Raw genomic sequence first — 24,598 nt, forward strand, 5'->3', positions numbered from 1 at the left:
GCTTGTTTGTACAAGCTCCCTTAAATTCTTTCCACACCCCCCGGAGAGTGGAGACGACGTGTTCACATCTCGCGCCCGTGTGGCAGGCGTTGTAGCAGCACTTGCGGCAGTCACCGCGGCCTGCGGCGCCGCGCCCGGCACCGAACACCAGGCAGCGAAGGGCGGCGTCAGCGCGCGCACCGCCACCTCCGCCGCCGACTTCGGCGGCCTGGACAAGCTGGTGGAGGCGGCCAAGGAGGAAGGCAACCTGCACGTCATCGCGTTGCCGCCCGACTGGGCCAACTACGGCGAGATCATCAAGTCGTTCGAGGCCAAGTACGGCATCAAGATCGAGAGCGAGGATCCCGACGCCGCCAGCGCCGACGAGATCAACGCCGTCAAGACCCGCAAGGGCCAGGACCGGGCGCCCGACGTGCTCGACCTCGGCCAGTCGTTCGCGATCAGCGGCGCCGCCGAGGGCCTGTTCGCCCCGTACAAGGTGCAGACGTTCGACAAGATCCCCGAGGGCCAGAAGGAGCCCACCGGACTCTGGACCAACGACTACGGCGGCTACATCTCGATCGGCTGCGACGCCAAGAAGATCGCCACCTGCCCGACGAGCTTCGCCGACCTGCTCAAGCCCGAGTACAAGGGCAAGGTCGCGCTCAACGGCAACCCCACCAAGTCGGGCTCGGCGTTCGCCGGCGTCTACGCCGCGTCGATCGCGAACGGCGGCTCCTTCGACGACATCCAGCCGGGCCTCGACTTCTTCAAGAAGCTGAAGGACGCGGGCAACTTCAACCCGGTCGAGACCACGCCGGCGACGATCGAGAAGGGCGAGACCCAGATCAGCATCGACTGGGACTACAACAACGCCGCCTACGCGCCGCAGATGGCGGCCAAGGGTCTCGACTGGAAGGTCAACGTGCCGAGCGACGGCAAGTACTTCCAGATGTACGCGCAGGCCATCAACAAGGACGCCCCGCACCCGGCGGCGGCCCGCCTGTGGCAGGAGTACCTTTACAGCCCCGAAGGCCAGAACCTCTACCTGAAGGGCTTCGCCCGGCCGGTGCTGCTGCCCGCGATGGAGGCCGACGGCACGGTCGACAAGGTCGCGGCCGAGGCGCTGCCCAAGGTCGAGGGCACGCCCACCTTCCCGACGAGCGCCCAGGTCGACGCGGCCAAGGCCAAGCTGGCCAGCGGCTGGGACGCCGCCATCTCCGGATGACGACCAGGTCCAGGGGGTGGCTCGGCACGCTGCCCCTGTTCGCCTTCTACGCGTTCGTCTTCGGCGTCCCGCTGGTCGCGCTGCTGGTGGGCGCCTTCACCTCGCAGGGACGGCCGACGCTCGAGAACATGCGGCAGAGCCTGCAGGGCGGCAACCTGACCTCGATGGCCGGCAGCGTCCAGGTGTCGGCCGTCGTGGCGCTGCTGGGCGCCGTGCTCGGCACGTTCCTCGCCTACGCGGTCGTGACCTCCAGGTTCGCGGCGCTGCGGCAGTCGGTGCTGACGGCGTCCGGCGTGCTGGCCAACTTCGGCGGTGTCCCGCTGGCCTTCTTCTGGGTGGCCACGCTGGGCAACTCCGGCGTGGTCAGCGGGCTGCTGGGGCTGCCCTCGGGCGCGCTCTACACCTTCTGGGGCCTGGTCGTGGTCTATCTCTACTTCTCGGTCCCGTTGATGGTGCTGGTCATGGCGCCCGCCCTCGACGGGCTGCGGCCGCAGTGGCGCGAGGCGGCGGCCGGCAACGGCGCCACCGCCTGGCACTACTGGCGCTACGTCGGCCTGCCGGTGCTGACACCCGCGCTGCTCGGCGGCGTGGTGCTGCTGTTCGGGTCGGCGTTCGCGGCCTACGCCACGGCGGCGGCCATGGGCGCCGGCACGGTCGTGCCGCTGGTCACGCTGAAGATCGCGAACGCGCTGACCAGCGACGTGCTGATCGGCCAGGAGAACGTCGCGCTCGCGCTCAGCCTCGACATGATCGTGATCGCGGGCCTGGTCATGGCGGTCTACCTGCCGCTGCAGAAGAGGAGCACCCGATGGCTGCGGTGACCGGCCTGGAGCGAACGCCGGCCACGGCCGCGCCCCCGGCGGCCCGGCCGCGCGCCTGGCGGGCGCTGGTCCTCGTGCTGGCCGGGCTCTACTTCCTGGTGCCGCTCGGGGCGTCGCTCTGGTACACGATCTACACCCCGACCGCCGGGGTGTCGTTCGCCGCCTACGGCGAGCTGCTGACCGCCGAGGGCTTCGCCGGGAGCCTGGCCCTCTCGCTGGGGCTCGGGCTCGCCACGATCGCGCTCGCCCTGCTGCTCACGCTGCCCGCGATGCTGGCCGTACGGCTCTTCACGCCGCGGCTGCGGCCGGTCATGGAGGTGCTCTGCACGCTGCCGCTGGTGGTACCGCCGATCACGTTCGTGGCCGGGCTCGGCACCTCGCTGCGCGCCGGGGCCGACGTGCTGGCTCCGACGCCGTTCTGGGCCACGCTCATCGCGGTGCAGGATCCGGCGTTCCCGATCGTGCTGGTCCTGGCGTACGTGGTGCTGGTGCTGCCGTTCGTCTACCGGTCGCTGGACGCGGGGCTGCGCACGATGGACGTGCGGACCCTGGTCGAGGCGGCCCGCAACCTGGGCGCGTCGTGGCCGCACGTGGTGTTCCGGGTGATCATCCCCAACCTGCGCTCGGCCCTGGCCAGCGCGTCGTTCCTCACGCTCGCCCTGGTGTTCGGCGAGTTCACCGTGGCCAGGCTGCTCGGCTACCAGCCGTTCGCGGTGTGGATCGTGACGATCTCCGGCTCGCGAGGGCAGCTGTCGGTCGCGGTCTCGATCCTCAGCCTGCTGCTCATCTGGCTGCTGCTGCTCGCGGTCTCCAGCGCGTTCGGGAGGGAGAAGAAATGACGTCCAAGGTGGAGTTCCGCGGGCTACGGCGGATCTTCGGCAAGACGGTCGCGCTGGACGGGCTCGACCTGACCATCGAGCCGGGCGAGTTCGTCGCCCTGCTCGGCCCCTCGGGCTGCGGCAAGACGACCGCGCTGCGGTGCGTCGCCGGGTTCGAACGGCCCGACTCGGGAGCCGTGCTCGTCGACGGCAAGGACATCACCGACGTCCCGGCCAGCAAGCGCGACGCGGGCATGGTCTTCCAGTCCTACTCGCTCTTCCCCAACCTCAACGCCCGCGACAACGTCGCCTTCGGCCTGCGGGTCCGCCGGGTGCCCGTCGCCACCAGACGGGCCAAGGCCGCCGAGTTGCTGGAGCTGGTCGGGCTGCCCGACCACGCCGAGCGCTACCCTCATGAGCTGTCCGGCGGTCAGCAGCAGCGCGTCGCCCTGGCCCGCGCGCTGGCCCTGGAGCCGCGGGTCCTGCTGCTCGACGAGCCGCTGTCGGCGCTGGACGCGAAGGTACGCGTCTCGCTGCGCGAGGAGATCCGCCGCCTCCAGCTCGACCTCGGCATCACCACCGTCTTCGTCACCCACGACCAGGAGGAGGCCCTGTCGATCGCCGACCGGGTCGCGGTGCTGCGCGAGGGCCGGCTGGAGCAGGTCGGCCCGCCCGCCGAGGTGTACGACCGGCCGGCCACGCCGTTCGTCGCCGAGTTCGTCGGCACCATGAACCACCTGGCCGGGCGGGTCTCCGGCGACCAGGTGACGGTCCTCGGCCAGCTCCTGCCCGTCGACGGCACCGCCCCGGCCGACCCCGACGTGGACGTGCTGATCCGCCCGGAGGCGGTGCGGGTCACACCGGCCGCAGACGGCGCCGCCGAGGTGATCGCCGCGTCCTTCCGCGGCGCGTCCGTCCGGCTGCGGCTGGCCCTGGAAGGCGGCGAGGTGCTCGCCGACGTGCCCGGTCACGAGGCCGTGCGCCTGACGCCCGGCGCCCGGGTCGGCGTGCGGCTGGTCGAGCGGCCCGTCCTGGTGGCGGCCCGGACGGTCACGGTCCCGGCGCCCGCCACGGCCGATGCCGTCTGAGGTGCCCGCCCAGCCGCCTCCAGAGCCTGCTTCCGTGCCACCGCGGGCCGTCCTGTTCGACCTGGACGGCACCCTGGTGGACACCGAGACCCTCTGGTGGCAGGCCACGGAGGCGGTGGCCGGTTCGCTGGGCGTGACGCTCGGGCCCGCCGACGTGCCCCACGTCCTCGGCCGCATGATCGAGGACGTGGCGGCGTACTTGGTGGAGACCGCCGGCGCCGGTGAGCGGGCCGAGGTCGGCCGGCGCCTCACCGACGCCTTCGCCGACCGCGTCGGCCGGGGCGTCGACGTCGTGCCCGGCGCCGTCGACCTGCTCGCCGCGCTGTCCGCGCAGGGCATCCCCACCGCCCTGGTCAGCGCCTCGCCCCGGAGCATCGTCGAACTGGTGCTGCCCCGGCTCCGCCACGAGTTCGACCTGGTCATCGCCGCCGAGGACGCCGTCCGCGGCAAGCCGTCCCCTGACCCCTACCTGGAGGCGGCCCGCCGGCTCGGCGTGGACCCGCGCCGCTGCGTCGCCGTCGAGGACAGCCCGCCCGGCATCGCCGCCGCCACCGCCGCCGGCTGCCACGTCCTCATCGCCGACCCCGCCGGATTGCCATGGGTATGTGATTTCATGCTTCCTCGCGGGGAATCCCTTCACAAGCACGGTTGAATATGTAGTCTGGCCGCAGACTTGTGCAGGGAGAAGATCGTCATGTTGTTGCGCTTCAGAGTGGCCAATCATCGGTCCATCCGTGATGAGCAGACACTCTCCCTCGTCGCCGTTCCTCGCCGGGGTGAGACGAAGGATCTCGGCACGGTCCGAGTGGCCGGCATCTACGGAGCGAACGCCTCTGGCAAGTCCAACGTGCTCAGTGCCTTGATCTGGATGATCGACGCGATCCGATCGTCACATACCCGATGGGGGCCGGTCGGCGGAGTGCCCCGACAGGCGTTCAAGCTCTCGGAGACAGGCCTGGCGACCGCGTCGTTCTTCGAAGTGGACTTCCTGCACGACGAAACGCGGTATTCCTACGGCTTCGAAGTGGACGACACCCGGGTCTTGGGCGAATGGCTCTATACGTTCCCCCACGGCCGAAAGAAGAGGTTGTTCGAGCGATCCGCGGCCGACGACATGGCCTTCGGCCGCGGACTCACCGGCGAGATTCAGCGCATCCGGCGACTCACCCGACCCAATTCGCTCTACCTGTCCGCCGCGGCGTCCAACAACCACCCGTTGCTTGGCGATCTGTACGCGAGCCTGGTTGGGAAGGTGCTGTTCGCGCAGCATGGCGAGGAAGACCAGAAGCTGCGCCTTCACCTGGCGAAATTCCTGCTGAACGAAACGGACTTCGCCCCGGCCCTCAACAAACTCCTGCGCATCGCGGATCTCGGCGTGGAGCGAGCCGAGTTGGTCGAGACACCGGACGACCCCGTGCTGGATGAGTTCGCCAGGCTCTACCCGGAGGATTTCGCCGTACCGTCGTCAGAAGCCGCGTTGCGAGCGGTTCGGGCGCGGGTCGTGCTGCGCAGATCGACCGGTGGCGTGTCGCTCGGCCTTGACGAGGAAAGCGCCGGCACCAGGGCCTGGCTCTCCCTGCTCGGCCACGCGCTCATCACCCTCCGCGGAGACTGTGTGCTCATCACCGACGAGATCGACTCCAGCCTGCACCCCCTCCTCAGTTCCAGTCTGATCCGCATGTTCAAGGATCCAGAGATCAACAGACACGGAGCCCAGTTGGTCTTCGCCTCTCACGACACGACGTTGCTGGGCTCGATGCTCGAGGACGAGATCATGGCCAGGGACGAGGTCTGGTTCACCGAAAAGGACGACTCAGGCGCCACCAGCCTCTATGCCCTCTCCGAATTCCATCCGCGGCGCGACGAGAACGTCGAACGCGGCTACCTTCAGGGGCGCTACGGAGCGGTGCCCTACCTCAACTTCGACAGCATCCGCGAAGTCTTCCGGGAGAGGGACGACGAGACACGATGAGTCCCAGGCGTACCCCCCGCGCCTTGATCGCCCCACCGGCAGACGAGCACCGAAGAAGCGCGTCCTCATCGTCTGCGAAGGTCAGGTCACCGAGGTCGAGTACTTCGAAGGAGTTCGCGACCACTTTCGCTCCCTTCCCGTCGAAATCCGCAACTGCAAGGTGATCGGTCTCGGCCGCGACCCGGGTTCCTTGGTGGGCTACGCGATTCGCGAGCGCGACAGGAAAGACAGGGAGGCCCGTGCCCAGCGAGATGGCGACATCGCCTACGACGAGGTCTGGTGCGTAGTCGACGTCGACGACCACGACACGCTCGACCAAGCGCTGATCGCGGCGCGCAGGGAACAGATCAATCTGGTGGTCTCACTGCCGTGCTTCGAACTGTGGATCCTCTACCACTTCGAGTCGTGCGCCGCGGCGCACGACTCCGACCAGATCAGGCGCAAACTCCGAAGACACATCAAGGACTATGACAAACACCTGGGCCGAGACTTCCCTTTCGCCCGTCACGAGGCCGCCCGCGAGCGCGCCCAGCGCGTGGATCCGCAGCATTGCGAGCCCAACCGCCGGGGCCGAAATCCATCCACCAACGCGTGGCTGATCGTGGACGTCATACGCCAGTCGGGCAGGAATCGGTAAGCTAGCGCGCCGTGAGCCGTGAATCATCCCACATCGGGCGCTACAAGCTGTTGAGCGTGCTGGGCCGGGGCGGAATGGGCACGGTCTACCTTGCCGAGGACGCCACGGGGCAGCAGGTCGCCGTCAAGGTGATCAATCCCGAGCTCAGCCAGCACGAGCAGTTCAGGATGCGTTTTCGCAGGGAGGCCGACGCCGCCCGGCGAGTGCGCAGGTTCTGCACGGCCGCGGTGCTGGAGGCGGCGCTCGACGGCGACCAGCTCTACGTCGTCACCGAGTACGTCCCGGGGCCCAGCCTGGAGGACGCGGTGCGGCAGTCGGGGCCGCTCAAGGGGTCGAGCCTCGACGCGCTGGCCGTCAGCGTGGCGACCGGCCTGACCGCCATCCACGGGGCCGGGGTGGTGCACCGCGATCTCAAGCCGTCCAACGTGCTGCTGTCACCGGTCGGGCCGCGGGTCATCGACTTCGGCATCGCCAGGGCGCTCGACACGCTGGGCGGGGTCACCGGCACCGGGGAGCTCGTCGGCACGCCCCGGTACATGGCGCCCGAGGTGCTGCGCGGCATGCCGGTCTCGCCGGCCTGCGACGTGTTCTCGTGGGGCTGCCTGGTGGCCTTCGCCGCCAGCGGGAAGGCGCCGTTTCCCGGCGACTCGCTGCCCACGATCGTCTACCAGGTGCTCAACACCGAGCCCGACCTCGACGCCGTCGACCCGGCGATGCGCGACCTGGTCAGGGCCGCGCTGCACAAGGACCCGGCCAGGCGGCCGACCGCGCAGCAGTTGCTCGACCATCTCGTGGGCCGCTCGGCCGAGCCGGAGCAGGCCGCCAGAAACGTACAGGTGGCGTGGCAGCAGCACACCACTCCGCTGACCCAGATCGGCCCCTACCGTGCCGGCAGGGCCCGGCTCGTCATGGGGCTCGCCGTGGCCGCGGCTGTCGTCGTGGGCCTGGGCGTGGGGGCATGGGCGTTGCTCGCGCCCAGCGGCCCGCCCGAATTCCCGATGCTCTACCAGGAGGACTTCACGCAGACCTCCGGCGGCTGGAACGGCAGATACGACCCCGAGGACACGACCAGCTACGGCTATCGGACCGACGGCACCTACGGCCTCGACGTCGGGGAGAACCGCGAGGAGCGCTGGGCCCAGGCCCCGCTGCCATTCCTGTACGAAAAGCCCACGTCCTCCCCCAATCCGACGGCCAGCCCGACGCCGATGCTGCCCGAGACCGTGGTCGTAGCCGTCACCGCCGAGGTCAAGCACATCACCGGCAGCGGCGAGTACGGCGTCTACTGCCACGCCGTCGATGCCGACACCTACTACGAGTTCGGGCTCGACACGACGGGCAACGCCCGTATCCGGCGGGTCTTCGACGGCTCGGGCGGCACCCTGGCCCAGCCGGTCATGGTCGACGACCTGCCGGGCAGGGCCCGCATCGAGGCCGCCTGCGAGCGGCGCGGCAACGGCGTGCGGCTGACGATGTGGGTGAACGGCGACCGGATCCACCAGGTCGACGACCCCAACGGCATCGGCAACGGCGCCGTCGGGGTGTTCGCGCGCACGCCGAAGGGCGGCTCGTCACTGATGAAGACGGCGTTCGACGACTTCGAGCTGCGCGGCCAGAAGGACCCCTGATTCGCGGTGCCGTCGGTCGTGGCCGCCTGGTGGGAGATCGGGTGTTCCTGGTCGCCGCGCCGGCGGTGGCGTTCCCGCTGCCCGCCGGGCCGGTCTACCGCCCCCGCTTATTGGCTCGCGACCCCGGGCAGTACCAGCCTCATGTGCAAAACTCCCGGGTAGCGGGCCACCTGGTGGGCCTGTCCGGTCTTGACGTTGACCGCGTACGTGCGGACGTCGTCCCGGCTCTGGTAGACGACCGCGACCTCGGATCCGCTGGTCCACAGAGCGGTGCCCATCACAGCTCCGCCACGGCCTGCGGGCAGCCCGCGGATGGGCACTTTCCGAAGGGGCTGTCCGCTCTTGGCGTCGAGCACGGTGAGCCTGCGCTTGGCGTAGTCCGAGAACTCGAAGGCGGCCACCGTGCGGCCATCTGGGGCGATCTCGCTGAACATGATGAACTTCCCGTCGAAGCGCACCGGCCGGCCTCCGCCGGTGACCGGCATCCGCCACAGGTCGGTTTTGACGTAACGGACCAGCACGGCGACGCCGCCCTTGATGCTGACCACCTCGTAGTTGCCGTCCACCGGCCGGCTCTTGCCGGTGCGCACGTCGATCAGCAACCCGGGATCCTTGGTCCCCTCGCGCGGATCGAAGATCAGGTAGCGGCCGTCGTCGGAGAGCGCCAGCGTGGAGCCCATGCTGATCCGCTCCTCCTTCACGGTGACAGGCGAGGTCGCCTGCGTGCCGCCCACCAGGTCGCGGACCACGTGCGCCTGGGCCTGGCGGCTGTAGTAGGCGAGCATGCGCCCGTCCCGGCTGATCGCGACGGGCACCTTGTGGTCCTTGGCGGTGCTGACCAGCGCCTGCGGCACCCGATACGTCCTGCCGCTCCGGGTGACCACCCGCCACTCGACCGTGCCGCAGTCGATACGGACCGGATTTCTCTGTTTCTCGCAGGGCGTCTGGAACGCGTACGCGATCGGCCCCACCGCCCCGTCCGGCAGGTCGGGAACGGTGTCCACCCCCTGCGGCGTGGCCGTACGGTCGGCTCGCTGCCACGGCGGTGCGACGGCGATGCTCGCCGCGCCCACCACCGCGACCGTCGCGGCGGCGGCCAGCACGGCGGTGGCCCGCCGCCGGCGCCGGTGGCCCGCCACGGCCACGTCGGCCAGGTTCACCAGAGGCGCCTCCGCGGCGATGCCGTCCAGCGCCTCACGCAGCCTCGTCATCGGGCTACCTCCTCCATCTCCGAATCGTTCAGCAGACACGCCAGTTCGGGCGCGAACGCCCGCAGGCGGGCCAGCGCGTGATGGGCCTGGCTCTTGACGGTGCCGGGCGAGCAACCGAGCGCCTCGGCGGTCTGCGCTTCGGTCAGGTCCTCCCAGAACCGCAGCACGATCACGGCCCGCTGCCTGGGCGCCAGCCTGGCGAGAGCCTGGCGCAACACGATCCGATGGAGCGCGGCGTCGTCATGGGAGGCACCACGCTCTGGCAGCTCGGTGCTCGGCACCTCCGGCCGCGGCCGGCGCTTCCACGAGATGTACTGGTTGACGAGCGCCTTGCGGACGTACGCCTCGGGGTTGCCGCCGGACAGCTTGGGCCACTTGCCCGCGACCTTGATCAGGACGCTCTGCAGTAAGTCCTCGGCGAGGTGCGCGTCTCCCGTGAGCAAGTACGCCGTCCGCATCAAGACCTGCTGGCGGGCGAGCACGAACTCACGGAAGTCGTCGTGACGATCCAATGTGATCTCCTCTCACCCGTTCCAACGCGACCTTCCGGGCGAAAGGTTGTCGCCCATTTCCGAGGCGTACGGGGAGCCCCGTGGAATACGCGGTTATGGGCGGGGTTGACTAGAAGCATGCGTGCCATAGTCATCACCGCCCAGGGCGGTCCAGACGTCCTCGTATACGCCGAGCATCCCGACCCCGTGCCGGGAGAGGGTGAGGTGCTGGTCGACGTCGCGGCGAGCGGGGTCAACTTCATCGACATCTACCACCGCTCCGGGGCCTATCCCCTGTCCCTGCCGAGTCCCATCGGGACAGAGGGAGCCGGTGTCGTGTCCGCCGTGGGGCCGGGCGTGCGCGGCGTGGCCGTGGGCGACACCGTGGCCTGGGTGAACGTGCTCGGCAGCTACGCCGAGAAGGCCGTGGTGCCCGCGGCCCGGGTGGTGCCGGTGCCGGACGGGGTGCCGGCCGAGGTGGCCGCCGCCGCGATGCTCCAGGGGATGACGGCCCACTACCTCACGCACTCCACCCACGAGGTGCGCGAGGGCGACAACGTGCTCGTGCACGCCGCCGCCGGAGGCATGGGCCAGCTGCTCACCCAGCTGGCCAAGCTCAGGGGCGCCCGGGTGTTCGCGACGGTGTCGACCGAGGAGAAGGAGAAGCTGGCCCGCGAGGCGGGGGCCGACGAGGTGCTGCGCTACGACGACTTCGCCGAGGCGCTGCGCGACCGGATGGACGTCGTCTACGACGGCGTGGGGGCCACCACGTTCGACGGCGGGCTGGTGGCGCTCCGCCCGCGCGGGCTCATGGCGCTGTTCGGGGCGGCCAGCGGGCCGGTGCCGCCGGTCGATCCGCAGCGGCTCAACCAGAACGGGTCGCTCTTCCTCACCCGGCCGACCCTGGTCCACTACATCGCCGAGCGGGACGAACTGCTGCGGCGGTCCTCCGACGTGTTCGGCTGGATCGCCTCCGGCGAACTGAAGATCAACATCTCCCACCGCTACCCGCTGGTGGAGGCCGTACGGGCTCACGAGGACCTGGCCGCCCGCCGCACCACCGGCAAGCTGCTGCTGGTCCCGTAACCGATCGCCTGAGGCAGCAGCCGGGAACCCGCCCACGACGTCCGGCTGTCGTGGGCGGGTCCGGTCCGGGAGGTCCACCGCCGGCACCGTCCGGCCGGCGCGGGCACTACTTCTTGGGGCCGTGCTTGTAGTCGACCTTCCAGGTGATCGAGGTGGTCAGGGTGTCGGCGCGGTACCCGGGGTCGCGCACGAAGTCGGTGGAGTCGGAGACGGTGACGGTGTAGGCGCACTCGCCCTTCTTCCGCTCCAGGTCCTTACGGCCGCACCACGGGCCCTCGGGCTTCCCCTTCGGCTTCTTGGCCAGGACGTCGACCGAGGTGGCTCCGGCCCACTCGGCGATCTCCTCGCCGTTGACGAACCAGCGGGTGGACACGGTCGGGATGTCGACGTGCGTGACCGACAGCCTGGCGGGCGCCCGCACCGGCTTGTCGCTCGGGGTGGCCGCGTCGACGAGACCGGTCGTCTCGTAGAACCTGCGGGTCATCTCCTCGCTGCCGACCAGGTTGAACGGCTTGCGCAGGGACCGCATCAGCGAGTTGTCGCTGGGCCGGTAGATGCCGAGGTTGTTGTAGTACGCGCCCTCGAAGGTGCCGATGGCGCCGCCGTCCGGAGTCGGGGCGCCCAGCCAGCGCCACCACTTGGCCTGCTGGGCCGCCTGCCGCTCGGCGTTGTGGATCGAGATGTTGCGCTCCGCCGGCTCCGGGCCGGTGTAGGTGCTGCCGTCGTCGGGATAGGCCCAGTAGGGGTACTCGTCGGCCAGGTCGCCGAGGGAGTGGCCGAGCTCGTGCGGCAGGATCTCCGCGCCGGAGACATGGCCGCCGGAGAAGGTGACCAGCTCCTCGTCGGTGTAGCCGGCGCCGCCGTACGTGGTGCTGTTGATGACGACGGCGATCTGGTCGTAGGCCGGGGCGAGCGCGGCGTAGGACTGGGCGATGGGGACGTCGATGCAGATCAGACGGGCCAGGCCCTCGCAGTAATACTCGCCGTTGAGCGCCGTGTCCTTCCGCACGCCCTCGGTCGGGTCGTTGTCGGAGCCGGACTCGTTGGAGACGACGTTGACCTGCCAGACGTTGAACAGCTTGCGGTAGGTCTTGAACGGCTCGCGCTGCGCGAGCACCTCCCAGCTGTGCGCCACCTGGGAGGTGTAGAGGTCCTGCTCGGCCGCGGTGAAGCCGTCGCCGAGATAGACCAGGTCGATCCGCTTGTCGCTGGGACCGTTGACCTCGATGGGCGTCACGGTTCCGGTCGGCGCGGCCAGGCCCCTCCGGTTGGCGTCGGCCTTCGGGATCTCGACATAGCCCTGGGGCGCGTCCTCGCCGAAGACCTCGACCCGCCGGGTGTCCGGGTCGTCCGCGTACGCGGGTGCGGCCGACAGGCAGGTGGCCAGCAGAATGCTCCCGACAGCCAAGCTTAGTTTGCGCATGGAGTTCCTCCATTAGGGGGATATGGCGCAGATTGTTGGCGGTCGCGGATCACGGGGCGGTAACGCTGGGATGTCGAGCCGGTGGGCCGCAAAAGCACACTCCGCGAACACCCAGCTCAGGCCGGGAGATAACCCGGGAGTTATCCGTGTTCGGGATGAGGGCGACGCCCTCTGCCATAACCCGGTGGTTATGGCAGATCGGGAGCTATGCGACCGTCCGGCGAGGAGCGACGATGGCGGGGGCCGGGCTCACCGCCGCGCCATCGCGATGAGCCGGTCGAGGACGGCCACGTCCGCCTTCAGGCCGTCGTGGGCGTACTCGTTGGTGATCCACCAGGACAGGTCGCGCACCATGCCCGCCGTACGGAGGGAGTGGTCGCGGTCCACGTACATGTCGTCGTAGTAGATCACCGCGGACACGGGCACCTCGTTGCGGGCCAGCCGTTCCAGGTCGTACAGGGGCGGCCAGGATCGGCAGGCGGCCAGCTCCTCGGCGCAGGCGCGCAGCGGGACGAGCGCCGGATCCTCCTCGAAGTGCCACGGAAAGATCATCTCACCGAGGAACCGGACCTGCCCGCCCAGTTCCACGTCGAACTCCGGAAACTCGCCGAGCACGCGGTGCGCGGCCCAGCCGGAGGCGGCGCCCTGGCAGTAGGCGGCCTCGTGCAACAGCGCGTACAACGGATACTCCGTGTAGGACACCAACGCGTCCACCCGGCGCAGGAACACGTCGGACAGCGTCTTCTCGTCGGCGAACGCCTCCTCCAGCAGGTGGTGGAGCGTGTCGAAGGACGACTCCCCGCCGAAGGTGATGCCGAGGCTTTGGAAGCGCCGCGGGGTCAGCCGCCCGCCACCGGGCAGGAGCTCCTCGCATCGTGCGAGGTGGTCGGCCACCCGGCGGGCGATGGCCTGGTCCTCCGGGTAACGGGCGAAGAACCGGTCGTTGTGCGCCAGGACCCGGGGATAGGCGGCCCGGTACACCTCCTCGGGACCCGCCGTCAGGGAGGGCAGCCCGCCCGCGATCATGACTTCGCGCAGCCCCTCCGGGGCCAGGGACAGGTAGGTGAGCGCGCAGAAGCCGCCGAAGCTCTGCCCGAGCACGCTCCACGGACGGTCGCCGGCCAGGTGCCCCCGGAACAGCTCGGCGTCCCTGACGATGGAGTCGGCCCGGAAGTGCCGCAGGTGCGCGGCCGGGTCGTCGAGGCGGGCCAGCGACCTCCGGTTGGCGGGCGTGCTGCGTCCGGTGCCCCGCTGGTCCAGCAGCAGCACCCGGTAGTCGCGGGTGGCGCGGCGCACCCAGGCGGCCGGCGACCGCGGCGCGCTGTGGCCCGGACCGCCCTGCAGGTAGAGCAGCCAGGGCAGGTCCCTCCCACCGCGGTCCGCGGCGACCACCTCGCGCCCGAACACCTCGATCACCGGCCCGTCCGGGCGCGTGTGGTCGAGCGGGACGGTGATCGTGTGCTCGGTGAAGACGAGACCGGAGCGGTGGTACGTCACAGGCATGAAGATCCCTTCTGGGAATCGGCGGGTCACCCTGAACTCTGCGGCAGGCGAGCGGGCCGCGTCTTATCCCAGGGAGGGATAAATCATGCGTTATATCGCAGGCGATCTCGCACTAGGTTGAGAACATGCAGCTGGAGTTACGGCATCTGCGGACCTTGTGCGAGATCTCTGACGCGGGCAGCCTGAGCAAGGCCGCGGTCGCCCTGGGCGTCTCGCAGCCCGCCCTCACCGCCCAGTTGCAGCGGATCGAGTCGACGCTCGGCGGCCAGGTCTACCGGCGCAGCCGGCTGGGCGTGACGCCCACCCCGTTCGGGCAGTTCGTGCTCATCCGGGCGCGGTCGGCGTTGCAGACCGTCGACGAGCTGATGACGGGCGTCATGCCGTCGACCGGCCACGCGGCCCAGGCCCGGCTCGGTGGCTATGCCAATCCGGTGCTCAGCGGGCTGCTGCGGCGGCTGTTCGAGGTGCCGGGCGCCGCCATCACCGTGCACACCGAGCACTCCCCCCGGCTGCTGCTCGACCTGCTCGTCTCGCGGCGGCTGGACGCCGCCACCCTGGTCGACTATCCGGGCCACGAGCTGCCCATCCCCGCCTCGGTGGGCGCGCGTCCCGTCGCCGTGGAGCCGGTCTTCGTCGCCATGGCCGCCGCCCATCCCCTCGCCTCGCTGGACGAGGTGCCTCTCGCCCGGCTCGCCGACGACGACTGGGTGTTGTCGCCCCCGGACGGAGCCGGCTGGCCGGAGTGCTTCGTCGCGGCGTGCCGGGACGCCGGGTTCGCGCCGAACGTGCGGCACATCATGATCGAGGTGCCGATGATCCGCGTCCTCATCGCCGGCGGGCAGGCCGTCTCGCCCTGCCAGGCCACGTTCGCGCCCGGAGACGGCCTCGTGGTCCGCCCGCTGGCTGGGACGCCCCTGTGGATCCGGCACCTGGTGGCCTGGCGGCACGACGGCTCGCTCGCGCACCGCGCCGACGAGCTGGCGGCTCTGGCCGCCGAGGCCCACGAGGAGGCGCTGTCGGGTCACCCCGTCTACGCCTCCTGGCGGGCCCGCCGGTCCGGCGCGGCGCCCGGCCCGCAGCCTGCCCACCCGGCCTCCACCGCCCCTCCGGCCTTGAGCGGCCGGTGAGCCGGGGTCAGGGCCAGGGCCAGTCGAGCAACCGGGCGCCGAGAACGGCCGTCTCCAGCGTGAAGCGCTGCGTGGGGTCCTCGGGCGAGAAGCCGGTCAGGCGGCGGACGCGTTCGAGCCGGTAGGTGATGGCGCGCGTGCTGAGCCCGAGGCGGCGCGCGGCCGCCGCGTGGTTGCCGTGCGAGGCGAAGACCGCCTCCAGGGTCTCCAGCAGCGGCTCGTGCCCGCCCCGCGTGTGCAGCAACGGGCTCAGCACGCTGGTCACCAGGTCCTCCATGGCGACCCGGTCACGCAGCAGCACGGGGAAGACGAGCAGGTCGGCGGCCTTGACGACGTCGGACCGCAGGCCGAGCCGGTCGGCCAGGTCGAGCGCGCCCACGGCCTCCCGATAGGAGGCGACCACGCCGCCGGGGCCGCGCTGCGGGCGGCCGATCCCGACCCGCCAGCCGGGCGCGAACCGGGCCCGCACGTGGTGGGTGAACTCTCCCACCGCCGCCGGGAGCGTGGCCGGGACCACGCAGACCAGCCGGCCGTCGCGGACCGCGACCAGGACGTTGTGCGAGCCGAACCGGGCGATCAGGTCACGTTCGATCCGGTCCTGGTCGCCGTCCTCGAGACCGCCGGCCACCGCCACCACGTACGACTCAGCCAGCCGCAACCCGAAGTGCTCGGCCCGCTCGGCCAGCCGTTCGGCCCGGCCCAGGAGCAGGTCGTCGACGAACTCCCTGCGTGCCGCCTCCTCCTCTCGGAAGGCGACCAGCTGCGCCCGCTCGTACCCCTCCATCAGCGCCGAGACGGCGCGGCGCAGAGCGGGCAGGACCGCGTCGCCGGCCAGGCCCTCGGCCGCCGCGAGGGCGGCGTCGACCAGCGACCGCAGCGGCACCCCGAGCCGGGCGGCCCGGCCGCCGGCCTCGCGGTAGCGGTCGAGCGCCGCCCGGCCGGGCCGCCGTCCGGTGGCGGCCGCCTCGGCCAGCACCTGTAAGTGCTCGCCGAGCAGGTCGGCGGGCGCCTCTGAGGTCACCGTCAGACTCCTACGTCGCGCCTGTCGAAGGCGAGGACCGCCGTGAGCGCCAGCACGGCCGTCGCGGCCGCCAGCACCAGGTAGTCGCCGGCCGGGAGACCCTCGTACAGCGGCCTGCCCTCGGCGTAGTAGTGGAACGGCGAGACCCACTTGAGCCAGGCGATGGCCTCGACGTTCCGGCCGATCGTGACGACCATGTAGCCGAGCACGGCCCAGACGCCCATGACCGCCGAGCCTGCCGCCTTGCGGCCGGTGGCCGCGCCCACGGCCAGCGTCACCGTGCCGAAGAGCAGCGCGAGCAGGTAGACCCCGAGATGGGCGGCGAGGATCCGGTCGAAGCCGACGCCCATGCCGACGGCCTCCGCCATCGCCCAGGTCACCAGCAGGGTCACGGCGGCCACGGCGAGCAGGCCGAGCGCGATCGAGGCGAACCTCTCCAGCACCAGCCGCCTGCGGTCGACGGGCAGCGTGACGATCAGCTCTAGCGTGCCCGCCTCCTCGGGGCCGGCGAGCGCCCGGCCCGCCAGGACCATCGCGCAGACGATGAACAGGAGCGGCACGAAGAGCTGGTAGACCACCGACTGGAGGTAGCCGGTGCCGGAGGTGAAGTCCTCCAGGCCGCCCATGAGATCACGGAGCGCGCCGGGGAACTTGGCCAGGCCGGCCGGGCCGTAGATCTCCGGGGACTGCTTGATGCTCTGGTAGGTGCCGAGGTAGAGCGCCATGAAGGCGCCGATGCCGATCGTCCACCAGATGAGCGTCCTGCGCCAGTCACGCAGACACTTGGCGATCATGATCGTGGTCCTCCCCGCTGTAGTAGGTGAGGAAGATCTCCTCCAGGTCGGGCTCGGCGCTGACCATGTGCACGACGGTGAAGCGGGCGGCGGCCTTGATCAGGGGGTCCGGCCGGCCGTCGATGGTGCAGCGTACGCTGGCGCCCGCCACCCGCAGGTCGCGCACCCCCGGCAGGTGCTCGAACGCCTCGCGCGGCACGGGGGCGTCGAAGTGGAACTCCACGCGGCGCACCGCCTTCTCGCGCAGCGCGGCCACGTTCTCGACCGCGACCAGGCGGCCGGCCCGTACGATGCCCACCCGGTCGGAGACGTGCTCCACCTCGGCGAGCACGTGCGAGGACATCAGCACCGTGCGGCCGGAGGTGCGCACCTCGCGGACCATGGCGAGGAACTCCTGCTGCACCAGGGGGTCGAGCCCGCCGGTCGGCTCGTCCAGAATGAGGAACTCCGGCTCGTGCATGAACGCCTGGATCAGCCCGATCTTCTGCCTGTTGCCCTTGGAGAGCTTGCGCATGGGCACCGACAGGTCGGCGTCCAGCCGTTCGGCCAGCGCGTCGATCCGGCCGGCCGGCACTCCGCCGCGCACCTTGCCGAGAAACCGCAGGTAGGCGCGTCCCGGCTCACGTTCCTCCAGCGCCAGATCGCCCGGCAGGTAGCCGATCCGGCGCCGCACCGCGGCCTCCCGTGAGTCGGCGCCGAGGACGCGGACGTGGCCGCGGGTCGGCCTGATCACGTCGAGCAGTAACCGGATCGTGGTCGTCTTGCCCGCGCCGTTCGGCCCCAGGTAGCCGAAGATCTCGCCCGGCCGGATGTCGAGCGTGAGATCCTCCAGGCCCCTGCGCCTGCCGTAGTACTTCGTCAGCCCTTCGGCCCGCACCACTGCTGTCATGCCGACATGGTCCCGCTCTGGGGGCGGCGGCGTCACGGGCGCATCTCGGCAGCCGCCGGGGCGCTTGCCTTCCGGCATCCGGCAACGCCGCCGGCGTGGATGGGCGGGTGCCGTTCGTTTCACGAGTCACCCATTTACGAATCCTGTGACTTCTGCCACTCTGGCTAGAACGTTCACCTAGAACGAGATTCTAGAGTTGCCTCGTGAAAGGACTCGTATGGTCGGGACGTTCGGATCGCATCGCACGGGGGAGATCGACGCGGACAAACCCGCGCCATTCGGTTGGGCGCCGCTCGTCGTCCTGTTCATCGTCGGGCTCGTCGACCGCATCGAGTACAACCTGCTGTCCGGCGTGCTGCCGCTGGTGCAGCAGGAGTGGGGCTTCAGCGACACCGCCGCGGGCTCCATCCCCACGGCCGCCGCGCTCGCGGGCGCGCTGGTCGCGCTGCCCGCCGGCTACCTGGCCGACCGGCGCAACCGCACCCGCATCATCGCCACCGTGGTCGTCATCTGGGCCGTGGCGACGCTCGGCTCGGGCCTCGCGACGGGGTTCGCGATGTTCTACCTGATGCGCGTGCTGCTCGCCGCGGCCGAGAACATCGACAACCCCGCCTCGGGCAGCTTGCTCGCCGACTACTACCCCCCAGTCAGCCGGGCCAAGGCGTACGGGCTGACCCGGGTCACGACCTACCTGGGCGGTGTCGGCACCCTGCTCGGCGGTGTCCTCGGGCAGGCGTACGGCTGGCGCAGCGCGTTCCTCATCATGGTCGTCCCGGGGCTGGTGACGGCCTGGCTCGTCTGGCGACTGCGTGAACCCGGCCGAGGCGAGCTGGACCGGCTGGTCGCCAGGCTCGCCCCGGCCTCCGGCACGGCGACGCCGGGCGCGCCCCCCGTGACGCCGCCGACCGTACCGCCTGACGGGCACTCGGACGACGCCGTGCCCGCCGCGAAGCCGCCGTTCTGGCCGCAGATCCGCCAGGTGCTGTCCATCCCCACGCTGCTCTTCGTCTGCGCCGGGCTCAGCCTGCTCACGCTCGGCCTGGCCGGTGTCTTCTACTGGCTGCCGTCGCTGATGGTGCGCACCTTCGGCGTGGGCGCAGGCGCCGCCGGGTCGCTCAGCGGCCTGATCACCATCGCGGGCACGCTCGCGGGCACCCTGATCGGCTCCTGGCTGGGCCGCAGGTGGCACGGCACCCGCAAGGGCGGGCGGCTGCTCGCCGGTGGCGGCGGCATCACGATCGGCTCCGCCGTGCTGGCGCTCGCCCTCTCCGTGGACTCGATCGCCGGGCTCACGGTCCTGACCCTGCTGGCCTGCTCGCTCATGTCGATCGCCATCCCGAACATGATGGCCTGCGTCGCGGACGTCGTACCGGCCAGCGCGCGCGGGCTCGGCTTCGGCGTGCTGCAACTGCTGATCACAGCGGGCGGCGCGTTCGGCTCGCTGATCGTGGGCATCGTCTCCGACCGGATGGGCTCGCTGCTGTCCGGCATGTACATCCTGGTGCCGGCGATGGTGATCGGCGGCCTGCTCACCCTCGGCGCCCGCGCCTCCTTCGAGCGCGACGCCGCCAAGGTCCTGGACGCGGCACGCGGCTGACGGCCCCTGCCGGGGCGGTGGACGCGCTGCGCGACCGCCCCGGCAGCCGTGACTCAGGAAGAACGGTCACCCGCCGCCGGAGCCTTACGCCCGCGGCGAGGTGACCTCCCGCGTTCTCTCCTCGCCCCCCGCCGACCTCCGGCACGATCTTGCCCGCGTGACCTCATCGGGCCCTCGCGAGGGCCGAACTCCGGTCCAGGCAAGGGCTGGTACGCGGAGAGTCAGCGAAGTGGCGTGCTTTGCCGGATTTCAGGCCATGGACGCGGCCCTCAAAACGCGGTATTGGTAATGGACCCACTACTGAGAGTAATTAGGGCTTGTCAAGTTCGAAGCGGTGAATCCGAGACGGGGAGAACGTAGATGAAAGAGGCGCTCAAGGCCCGTACGGCACTGGCCGAGCACCGCCCCGTGCCCGACCGGCTCCTTCCCGTGCTCGGCGACAGGTGGATCCCGCGCGCCGACAGGTGCCTCTCCTCCGCCCGCCGGTTCGTGCGCGACGTGGCCCTCGACTGGCAGGCCGGGCAGGACGTCGCGGAGGTGGCCGAGCTCCTGGTCTCCGAGTTGGTCACCAACGCCATCACGCACGGGGGCGCGGGCGCCGTCCGCGTCTCGGTCCTGCGCGAGCGCGAGCTGATGGTGGTCGACGTGCACGACTCCTGCCCCACGCTCCCCTGCCTTCGCCTGGCCGGCCGGTTCGACGTCGGCGGCCGGGGGCTCGCCATCGTGCAGACCCTCTCCCACGACTGGGGCTGGACCGTCGCCCAGCAAGGCAAGTCCGTCTGGTTCCAGCTCATCGCCTGGCCCGAGTGCTCCTGACGGTCACGCGCGGGACAGCCGGCGCACGACCACGCCCACGAGCCGGTCCGGAGTCACGTAGCCCGACTGGCGCGAGTCGAAGGAACGGCTCGGGTTGTCGCCGAGCACGACCAGGTGCCCGGGCGGCACCGCCGCGTCGGCGACGGAACGCAGCGCCGGGCACCGCTCGCGCGGCACCGGGTCGCCGGGCACCGCGATGGCCCGCTTGAGCATCCACCGGGGAGCCACGGGAGTGTTCGCGTCAGCGTCATCACGAGCCTGGAGACCGGCGCCGTCCGGGTCGGCGGCGTGATGGGCCTCGAAGCCTTGCCAGGTGCCGGGTGGCGCGGCGGCGAAGACCACGACCTGGCCGGGCCGCACCCGGGTGACCGGGACGCGCCGGATCAGCACCCGCTCGCCGTGATCGTACGTGGGCCGCATGCTCAGGCCCGACACCGTGATCACGACGTACCTGCGACGCGCCCACAGCAGCACGCCTGCCGGCAGCGCCAGGGCGCAGGCCGCCGCCAGGGCGACATACCAGCCCGTCATCCCGGCTCCCCGGAGAGCGCGGCGTATCCGGCCGCCTGCAGGGTGAACATCCGGGCGTAGACGCCGTCGGCCGCCAGCAGGCGGGCGTGGTCGCCCTGCTCGACGATCTCGTCACCGGACAGGACGACGATGACGTCGGCCTCCCGGACGGCGCCGAGCCGGTGCGTGATGAGCACGTTGGTGCGCCCGGCCCGCAGCCGGCGCAGCCGGGTGTGGATGTCGTGCTCGGCCTCGGCGTCCAGCCCCGCGCTGGGCTCGTCGAGGATCATCAGGTCGCGCTCGTCGCGGACGAGCGCCCTGGCCAGGGCCAGGCGCTGCCACTGCCCGCCCGACAGTGTCACGCCCGTCTGCGGATCGCCGTCGATGGAGTCGCTCGAGAACATCCGGGTCAGCAGCGTGTCGTAGCCGCGTGGCAGCTCGGTGACCATGTCGTGGATCCCGGCGTGGCGGGCCGCGGCCTCGATCCGGCCCTGGTCGCCGCGCGCCGTCAGATCGCCGACGGCGATGTTGTCGGCGGCGCTGAAGTCGTACGCCATGAAGTCCTGGAAGACGGCGCCGATTCGGGCGCGCAGCCGGTCGATGGGCACGTCACGGATGTCGACGCCGTCCCACAGGATCGCCCCCTTGGTCGGGTCGTAGAACCGGCACAGCAGCTTGACCAGCGTGCTCTTGCCGGCCCCGTTGCGGCCGACGAGGGCCACCGTGGCGCCGCGCGGGATGGACAGGTTGATGCCGCGCAGCACCCAGGGATGGTCGTCGCTGTAGCGGAACCACACGTCGCGCAGCTCGATGCCGTCGCGCAGCGGCGCCAGCTCCCGTGGCGTCGCCGGGGACGGGAGATCGCGGCCGGCCCCGGTGACGGCCGTGTAGTGGCCGAACATCAGCAGCAGCCGGTGCGTCTCGGCGGTGGCGTGGACCAGCCCGTTGAGCGCGCCCTGCACACCCGCGACCGCGGCGACGAACACCGACACGTCGCCCACGGTGAACCCGCCCCTCCCGGCGGACACCAGGATCCAGATCAGCCCGCCGCCGGAGACGAGCGCCGCCAGCAGCGCGAGCGCCCCCTGCGCCCCGAGCTCGCGGCGGTCCAGGACCCGGTGGGCGTGGTTGGTCTGACGCAGCTGGGAGTTCATCCGGCCGCGCAGATAGCCGCCGAGGTCGAACAGCCGGATCTCCTTGGCCGCCTCCACCGTCGTCAGCAGCTCGCTGTAGAAGAACCGCCAGCGTTCGGCCGGCTCGATGCGCAGCATCGTCTCGGCCCGCTGCCGGGAGATGCGGAGCTCGATGACCAGGGCGGGGGCCGCCGCCACCAGCACGATGACGGTGAACAGCGGGCTGATCAGCGCCAGCGAGGCGACGAACCCGGCCAGGGTGACCGCGCCACGGCCCAGGCCGAACATCGCGCCGGCGATCTGCCCCGGCGACCGGGCGCTGTGCTGCGCGAGCCGCAGCCGGTCCAGGAACGCCGGCTCCTCGAACCGCCCCAGACCGACGAACCGCTCCACGGCGGCGAACAACTCGTCCTGGGCCCGCAGCCCGACGCGCCGGTCCACCTCGCTCTGGAGGTACTGGCCGAGTTGCGGGAGCACCGCGTTGACCACTCCTACGCAGGCCAGGCCGATCGCGAGCCCCACCACGGCGCCGATCGGGCCCGGCGCGACGAGCCGGTCGAGGACGATTTTGGTCAGCCAGGCCGCCACGACCGGGACGACGCCGCCCGCCAGCGTGATCGCCGAGAAGCCGGCCAGTTGCCCAGGCGCGGCCCGCCAGACCAGGCGGAGCGCCTTGGCGCCACTGACCAGCAGCTCGCGGCGGCCGGGCCGGGCATCGCCGGTGGCGGCCCGGCCCGCGCTCACGCCTCCGCCGAGACGAGGAGCTGGTCCAGGTCACCTCCGATGACGCGCACCACGCCCTCGGCGTCGACCACGCAGAAAGCCGGGAAGGCGTGCACCTTGAACGCGTTCGCCAGGGGATGGTCGGCGCTTTCCACGACGACCCGGGCGACGGTGGCCAGCGCCTCGGCCATCTCCTTCACGCCGGCCGCCTCGGGCTCACCCGACTCGTTGACGACGACGGCGAGCACCTGCTGCCGGTCGAAGTCCCGCGCCCGCGCCTGCTCGACGAACACCGGCATCTTCTCCCGGCAGGGGGCGCAACTCGGGCTGAAGAAGGCCACCACGGTCTCCCCGGCCAGCAGGGCCCGGGACACCGGCTCGCCGTCCGTGGTCGTGGCGGCGAACTCGCCGACCTGTTCGCCGAGCATCTGCAGCGCATCGTCACGACCGCCGCTGAGAACCTTCTCCAGCTGTGCCGTGTGCTCCTTGAGCCGGCGGATGACGCCGAACGTCAGGAGCAGGTTCAGCAGGCACAGCACTCCCACCAGGACCACTGCGGCGACGAGAAAGGGCATCGTGCTTTCCTCTCTGCGCTCCGCGGCCGACGGCGGCGGGAGGCGCGAACAGCTCGGCCAGATCATCAATGCGGGTCAACAACACGGCCACCACCAGAGCCGCCACGGCCGCGATCGCGATGCCGCCGGGATGCGGCGAGCCGAGCTGCCCGCCGGCGGTGACCAGGCCGGCGAGCGAGGCCGCCAGCAGCACTCCGTTGCGTACGAGGTGGCGGCCGGAGAGCGGCGCCGACGACGCGCCGAAACACCGGCAGGACGTGCTGACACCACGGCGCAAGGAGGCCGCGATGGCGACGCTGAAACCGGTCAGCAGCACGACGGCGAGGGCGAAGCCGGCCCGCGCGGTGTACGGCACTGCGACCAGCAGGGCCGTCGCCGCCTCCGCGACGACGACCACCAGTGCGGTTGTTCTGGCGACGGAATCACTTATCCCACGCGCCCGTACGGAGCCGGCGAGGACGCGCGTGGCGGCGGCGAACTCGCGGAACGCCGCGCGACCGCGCACCTTACTCCATGCCGACAGCGCGAAAACGAGAGCCACGAGACAGGCGCAGCCGATCGCCGGATAGTCCACTGCGTTCAGCAGCAGGCGGCCTTGTAGGAGCACTGCAGGCAGTTGCCGCCGGCCGTGCAGTCGGTGCAGCGGTAGCAGCGGGTGCACTCCCTGCAGGAGTACCAGTAGTTGTAGGCACAGTTGCACGTGCAGCTTCCGGCGGACGCCTCCGCCTTCGGCACGAACAACGTGAGCAACCGGTCGCTGATGCTTTGGATGGCCGACACCATGATTGTTCTCCTCGCGCCTTCAGGTGTGTGCTAGCGGATTCGTGCGTCAAGCTCGTCGGGGCGTCGGCATGGTCGACTCGCGGACGGAAATCCGTTTCCGACTCACTTGACCAGATCTCAACCACGAGGGTGACAAAGTCCCCTTTTTTCGGCATTTCCCCCTTTCTGGGACGTCAGGAAGATTATTAAGGGCGGCCCACTTCTCGATCAAGAGGACCGCCGCCATTGGTGCCGTTCTACCGCGCCGACCACCCCGCGCCGTTCGGATGTCTCAACACCTCGACCACCGCCACTTGTCGAAAGGCACCAGAGGCCGTCGCCTCACCCCTGCTGACGCTCCTTCATCTCCGCTTCGTAGATGTGCCGCACGCCTCCCGCCAGCTCGTCCCTGATCTTCCGCTCCAGCTCGGTGAAGTGCCGGTGGTAACCGTCGTCGTACTCCTCGACCACCTGGAACGTCCACCGGCCGGCCAGCACGTCGCGGCCGAGGAGTTCGGCGGTCAGCAGGTCGGCCTGCGCGTCGCGTCCCGCCGCGCGCAGCGCCTCAATGGCCTCTTCCAGCTCCCGATGGGCGGTCCCGGTCAGCTGGTGGAAGGCGTACAGGTGCCCGCGGGCCCGCTGGACCGTCTCCAGCGCGCACGACAGCATGCCCAGCGCGTCGACGGTCGCGTCGTCGAGTCCCCGGGGGCGGCGACCGCGCCAGTCGGCTGTTTCGTCACTCATGCGGGACCCGTTCCCCGCGCGC

The 24,598-nt window shown here is 70.8% G+C and carries 24 protein-coding genes and 1 pseudogene; 12 read left to right on the top strand and 13 right to left on the bottom strand.

Annotated features, from left to right (window positions below):
- Nucleotides 1-58: 58 nt before the first annotated feature.
- The 8 genes from AC5L3X_RS03565 to AC5L3X_RS03600 all read left to right on the top strand — a co-directional run bounded on the left by AC5L3X_RS03565 (nt 59) and on the right by AC5L3X_RS03600 (nt 8,171).
- Nucleotides 59-1,207 carry an ABC transporter substrate-binding protein gene (locus AC5L3X_RS03565; RefSeq protein WP_494855056.1) on the top strand — a complete coding sequence of 383 codons (1,149 nt, stop codon included), beginning with the start codon at nt 59-61 and terminating at the stop codon, nt 1,205-1,207.
- Entirely contained in the window at nt 1,204-2,028 is an 825-nt protein-coding gene (locus AC5L3X_RS03570; RefSeq protein ID WP_189127527.1) for an ABC transporter permease, read from the top strand. The genes AC5L3X_RS03565 and AC5L3X_RS03570 overlap by 4 nt, the downstream gene beginning before the upstream one ends.
- A complete protein-coding gene (locus AC5L3X_RS03575) occupies nt 2,016-2,867 on the top strand; it encodes an ABC transporter permease (RefSeq protein WP_494855058.1) in 852 nt (283 codons plus the stop codon). Before AC5L3X_RS03570 ends, AC5L3X_RS03575 begins: the two co-directional genes overlap by 13 nt.
- Nucleotides 2,864-3,934 (top strand): ABC transporter ATP-binding protein, encoded by a 1,071-nt coding sequence (locus AC5L3X_RS03580; RefSeq protein WP_494855059.1) that lies wholly within the window; start codon nt 2,864-2,866, stop codon nt 3,932-3,934. The genes AC5L3X_RS03575 and AC5L3X_RS03580 overlap by 4 nt, the downstream gene beginning before the upstream one ends.
- A gap of 34 nt (nt 3,935-3,968) precedes the next feature.
- On the top strand, nt 3,969-4,586 hold the full coding sequence (locus AC5L3X_RS03585; protein ID WP_494855060.1) for an HAD family hydrolase: 618 nt from the start codon (nt 3,969-3,971) through the stop codon (nt 4,584-4,586).
- Nucleotides 4,587-4,628: 42 nt separating this feature from the next.
- Nucleotides 4,629-5,906, top strand: a complete 1,278-nt coding sequence (locus AC5L3X_RS03590; RefSeq protein WP_494855062.1) for an AAA family ATPase — start codon at nt 4,629-4,631, stop codon at nt 5,904-5,906.
- 67 nt (nt 5,907-5,973) lie between these two features.
- Nucleotides 5,974-6,543 (top strand): RloB family protein, encoded by a 570-nt coding sequence (locus AC5L3X_RS03595; protein ID WP_494855561.1) that lies wholly within the window; start codon nt 5,974-5,976, stop codon nt 6,541-6,543.
- An 11-nt stretch (nt 6,544-6,554) separates the two neighbouring features.
- Nucleotides 6,555-8,171: a serine/threonine-protein kinase gene (locus AC5L3X_RS03600; RefSeq protein ID WP_494855064.1), complete on the top strand. Its 1,617-nt coding sequence runs from the start codon at nt 6,555-6,557 to the stop codon at nt 8,169-8,171.
- A gap of 107 nt (nt 8,172-8,278) precedes the next feature.
- On the opposite strand, the gene AC5L3X_RS03605 is transcribed toward AC5L3X_RS03600, so the two are convergent.
- Both AC5L3X_RS03605 and AC5L3X_RS03610 read right to left on the bottom strand, forming a co-directional pair.
- Complete coding sequence (locus tag AC5L3X_RS03605) at nt 8,279-9,382, bottom strand: hypothetical protein (RefSeq protein WP_494855065.1); 1,104 nt, start codon at nt 9,380-9,382, stop codon at nt 8,279-8,281.
- On the bottom strand, nt 9,379-9,894 hold the full coding sequence (locus tag AC5L3X_RS03610) for a SigE family RNA polymerase sigma factor (protein WP_494855066.1): 516 nt from the start codon (nt 9,892-9,894) through the stop codon (nt 9,379-9,381). Before AC5L3X_RS03610 ends, AC5L3X_RS03605 begins: the two co-directional genes overlap by 4 nt.
- Nucleotides 9,895-10,011: 117 nt before the next feature.
- On the opposite strand from AC5L3X_RS03610, the gene AC5L3X_RS03615 reads away from it, so the two are divergent.
- Nucleotides 10,012-10,959 carry a quinone oxidoreductase family protein gene (locus AC5L3X_RS03615; RefSeq protein WP_494855068.1) on the top strand — a complete coding sequence of 316 codons (948 nt, stop codon included), beginning with the start codon at nt 10,012-10,014 and terminating at the stop codon, nt 10,957-10,959.
- Nucleotides 10,960-11,065: 106 nt separating this feature from the next.
- Here AC5L3X_RS03615 and AC5L3X_RS03620 read toward each other — a convergent pair whose 3' ends face one another.
- Both AC5L3X_RS03620 and AC5L3X_RS03625 read right to left on the bottom strand, forming a co-directional pair.
- Nucleotides 11,066-12,382, bottom strand: a complete 1,317-nt coding sequence (locus AC5L3X_RS03620; RefSeq protein WP_494855070.1) for a M64 family metallopeptidase — start codon at nt 12,380-12,382, stop codon at nt 11,066-11,068.
- Between the two features lie 249 nt (nt 12,383-12,631).
- Nucleotides 12,632-13,885, bottom strand: a complete 1,254-nt coding sequence (locus AC5L3X_RS03625; protein ID WP_494855071.1) for an alpha/beta fold hydrolase — start codon at nt 13,883-13,885, stop codon at nt 12,632-12,634.
- 125 nt (nt 13,886-14,010) lie between these two features.
- Here AC5L3X_RS03625 and AC5L3X_RS03630 point away from each other — a divergent pair, with 125 nt between their 5' ends.
- Entirely contained in the window at nt 14,011-15,012 is a 1,002-nt protein-coding gene (locus AC5L3X_RS03630; RefSeq protein WP_494855073.1) for a LysR family transcriptional regulator, read from the top strand.
- 7 nt (nt 15,013-15,019) lie between these two features.
- On the opposite strand, the gene AC5L3X_RS03635 is transcribed toward AC5L3X_RS03630, so the two are convergent.
- From AC5L3X_RS03635 to AC5L3X_RS03645, 3 genes are read right to left on the bottom strand one after another with little or no spacing between them, the layout of a single operon-like run.
- Complete coding sequence (locus AC5L3X_RS03635; RefSeq protein ID WP_494855074.1) at nt 15,020-16,033, bottom strand: PucR family transcriptional regulator; 1,014 nt, start codon at nt 16,031-16,033, stop codon at nt 15,020-15,022.
- Nucleotides 16,034-16,035: 2 nt separating this feature from the next.
- Entirely contained in the window at nt 16,036-16,827 is a 792-nt protein-coding gene (locus AC5L3X_RS03640; protein WP_494855076.1) for an ABC transporter permease, read from the bottom strand.
- Complete coding sequence (locus AC5L3X_RS03645; RefSeq protein WP_494855078.1) at nt 16,805-17,716, bottom strand: ABC transporter ATP-binding protein; 912 nt, start codon at nt 17,714-17,716, stop codon at nt 16,805-16,807. Before AC5L3X_RS03645 ends, AC5L3X_RS03640 begins: the two co-directional genes overlap by 23 nt.
- Nucleotides 17,717-17,933: 217 nt before the next feature.
- On the opposite strand from AC5L3X_RS03645, the gene AC5L3X_RS03650 reads away from it, so the two are divergent.
- Both AC5L3X_RS03650 and AC5L3X_RS03655 read left to right on the top strand, forming a co-directional pair.
- Nucleotides 17,934-19,313, top strand: coding sequence for an MFS transporter (locus AC5L3X_RS03650; RefSeq protein ID WP_494855079.1), 1,380 nt, complete (start codon nt 17,934-17,936; stop codon nt 19,311-19,313).
- 360 nt (nt 19,314-19,673) lie between these two features.
- Entirely contained in the window at nt 19,674-20,129 is a 456-nt protein-coding gene (locus tag AC5L3X_RS03655; RefSeq protein WP_494855080.1) for an ATP-binding protein, read from the top strand.
- A gap of 3 nt (nt 20,130-20,132) precedes the next feature.
- Here the strand turns inward: AC5L3X_RS03655 and AC5L3X_RS03660 are convergent, their stop codons facing one another.
- From AC5L3X_RS03660 to AC5L3X_RS03685, 6 genes and pseudogenes are all read right to left on the bottom strand, one after another.
- Nucleotides 20,133-20,660 carry a S26 family signal peptidase gene (locus AC5L3X_RS03660; RefSeq protein WP_494855082.1) on the bottom strand — a complete coding sequence of 176 codons (528 nt, stop codon included), beginning with the start codon at nt 20,658-20,660 and terminating at the stop codon, nt 20,133-20,135.
- On the bottom strand, nt 20,657-22,516 hold the full coding sequence (locus AC5L3X_RS03665; protein WP_494855083.1) for an ABC transporter ATP-binding protein: 1,860 nt from the start codon (nt 22,514-22,516) through the stop codon (nt 20,657-20,659). The genes AC5L3X_RS03660 and AC5L3X_RS03665 overlap by 4 nt, the downstream gene beginning before the upstream one ends.
- The gene (locus AC5L3X_RS03670) at nt 22,513-23,070 is read right to left on the bottom strand and encodes a TlpA disulfide reductase family protein (RefSeq protein ID WP_494855084.1); all 558 of its coding nucleotides are present in this window, start codon (nt 23,068-23,070) and stop codon (nt 22,513-22,515) included. The genes AC5L3X_RS03665 and AC5L3X_RS03670 overlap by 4 nt, the downstream gene beginning before the upstream one ends.
- 220 nt (nt 23,071-23,290) lie before the next feature.
- A pseudogene (locus AC5L3X_RS03675) lies at nt 23,291-23,731 on the bottom strand (MauE/DoxX family redox-associated membrane protein); the annotation flags it as partial.
- Nucleotides 23,650-23,853 carry a hypothetical protein gene (locus AC5L3X_RS03680; RefSeq protein ID WP_189127506.1) on the bottom strand — a complete coding sequence of 68 codons (204 nt, stop codon included), beginning with the start codon at nt 23,851-23,853 and terminating at the stop codon, nt 23,650-23,652. The pseudogene AC5L3X_RS03675 and the gene AC5L3X_RS03680, both read right to left, overlap by 82 nt.
- A gap of 321 nt (nt 23,854-24,174) precedes the next feature.
- The gene (locus AC5L3X_RS03685; protein WP_494855085.1) at nt 24,175-24,576 is read right to left on the bottom strand and encodes a hypothetical protein; all 402 of its coding nucleotides are present in this window, start codon (nt 24,574-24,576) and stop codon (nt 24,175-24,177) included.
- Between the last annotated feature and the right edge of the window lie 22 nt (nt 24,577-24,598).

This window comes from Nonomuraea sp. CX421 (genome assembly GCF_059358955.1).

What these genes read in the sequence shown, in the direction of transcription:
- AC5L3X_RS03575 (WP_494855058.1), top strand. Translation starts at nt 2,016, where the DNA reads ATGGCTGCGGTGACCGGCCTGGAGCGAACGCCGGCCACGGCCGCGCCC.
- AC5L3X_RS03605 (WP_494855065.1), bottom strand. Translation starts at nt 9,382, where the DNA reads ATGACGAGGCTGCGTGAGGCGCTGGACGGCATCGCCGCGGAGGCGCCT.
- AC5L3X_RS03650 (WP_494855079.1), top strand. Translation starts at nt 17,934, where the DNA reads ATGGTCGGGACGTTCGGATCGCATCGCACGGGGGAGATCGACGCGGAC.
- AC5L3X_RS03680 (WP_189127506.1), bottom strand. Translation starts at nt 23,853, where the DNA reads ATGGTGTCGGCCATCCAAAGCATCAGCGACCGGTTGCTCACGTTGTTC.
- AC5L3X_RS03620 (WP_494855070.1), bottom strand. Translation starts at nt 12,382, where the DNA reads ATGCGCAAACTAAGCTTGGCTGTCGGGAGCATTCTGCTGGCCACCTGC.
- AC5L3X_RS03645 (WP_494855078.1), bottom strand. Translation starts at nt 17,716, where the DNA reads ATGACAGCAGTGGTGCGGGCCGAAGGGCTGACGAAGTACTACGGCAGG.
- AC5L3X_RS03625 (WP_494855071.1), bottom strand. Translation starts at nt 13,885, where the DNA reads ATGCCTGTGACGTACCACCGCTCCGGTCTCGTCTTCACCGAGCACACG.
- AC5L3X_RS03655 (WP_494855080.1), top strand. Translation starts at nt 19,674, where the DNA reads ATGAAAGAGGCGCTCAAGGCCCGTACGGCACTGGCCGAGCACCGCCCC.
- AC5L3X_RS03590 (WP_494855062.1), top strand. Translation starts at nt 4,629, where the DNA reads ATGTTGTTGCGCTTCAGAGTGGCCAATCATCGGTCCATCCGTGATGAG.
- AC5L3X_RS03630 (WP_494855073.1), top strand. Translation starts at nt 14,011, where the DNA reads ATGCAGCTGGAGTTACGGCATCTGCGGACCTTGTGCGAGATCTCTGAC.
- AC5L3X_RS03615 (WP_494855068.1), top strand. Translation starts at nt 10,012, where the DNA reads ATGCGTGCCATAGTCATCACCGCCCAGGGCGGTCCAGACGTCCTCGTA.
- AC5L3X_RS03570 (WP_189127527.1), top strand. Translation starts at nt 1,204, where the DNA reads ATGACGACCAGGTCCAGGGGGTGGCTCGGCACGCTGCCCCTGTTCGCC.
- AC5L3X_RS03640 (WP_494855076.1), bottom strand. Translation starts at nt 16,827, where the DNA reads ATGATCGCCAAGTGTCTGCGTGACTGGCGCAGGACGCTCATCTGGTGG.
- AC5L3X_RS03685 (WP_494855085.1), bottom strand. Translation starts at nt 24,576, where the DNA reads ATGAGTGACGAAACAGCCGACTGGCGCGGTCGCCGCCCCCGGGGACTC.
- AC5L3X_RS03660 (WP_494855082.1), bottom strand. Translation starts at nt 20,660, where the DNA reads ATGACGGGCTGGTATGTCGCCCTGGCGGCGGCCTGCGCCCTGGCGCTG.
- AC5L3X_RS03670 (WP_494855084.1), bottom strand. Translation starts at nt 23,070, where the DNA reads ATGCCCTTTCTCGTCGCCGCAGTGGTCCTGGTGGGAGTGCTGTGCCTG.
- AC5L3X_RS03580 (WP_494855059.1), top strand. Translation starts at nt 2,864, where the DNA reads ATGACGTCCAAGGTGGAGTTCCGCGGGCTACGGCGGATCTTCGGCAAG.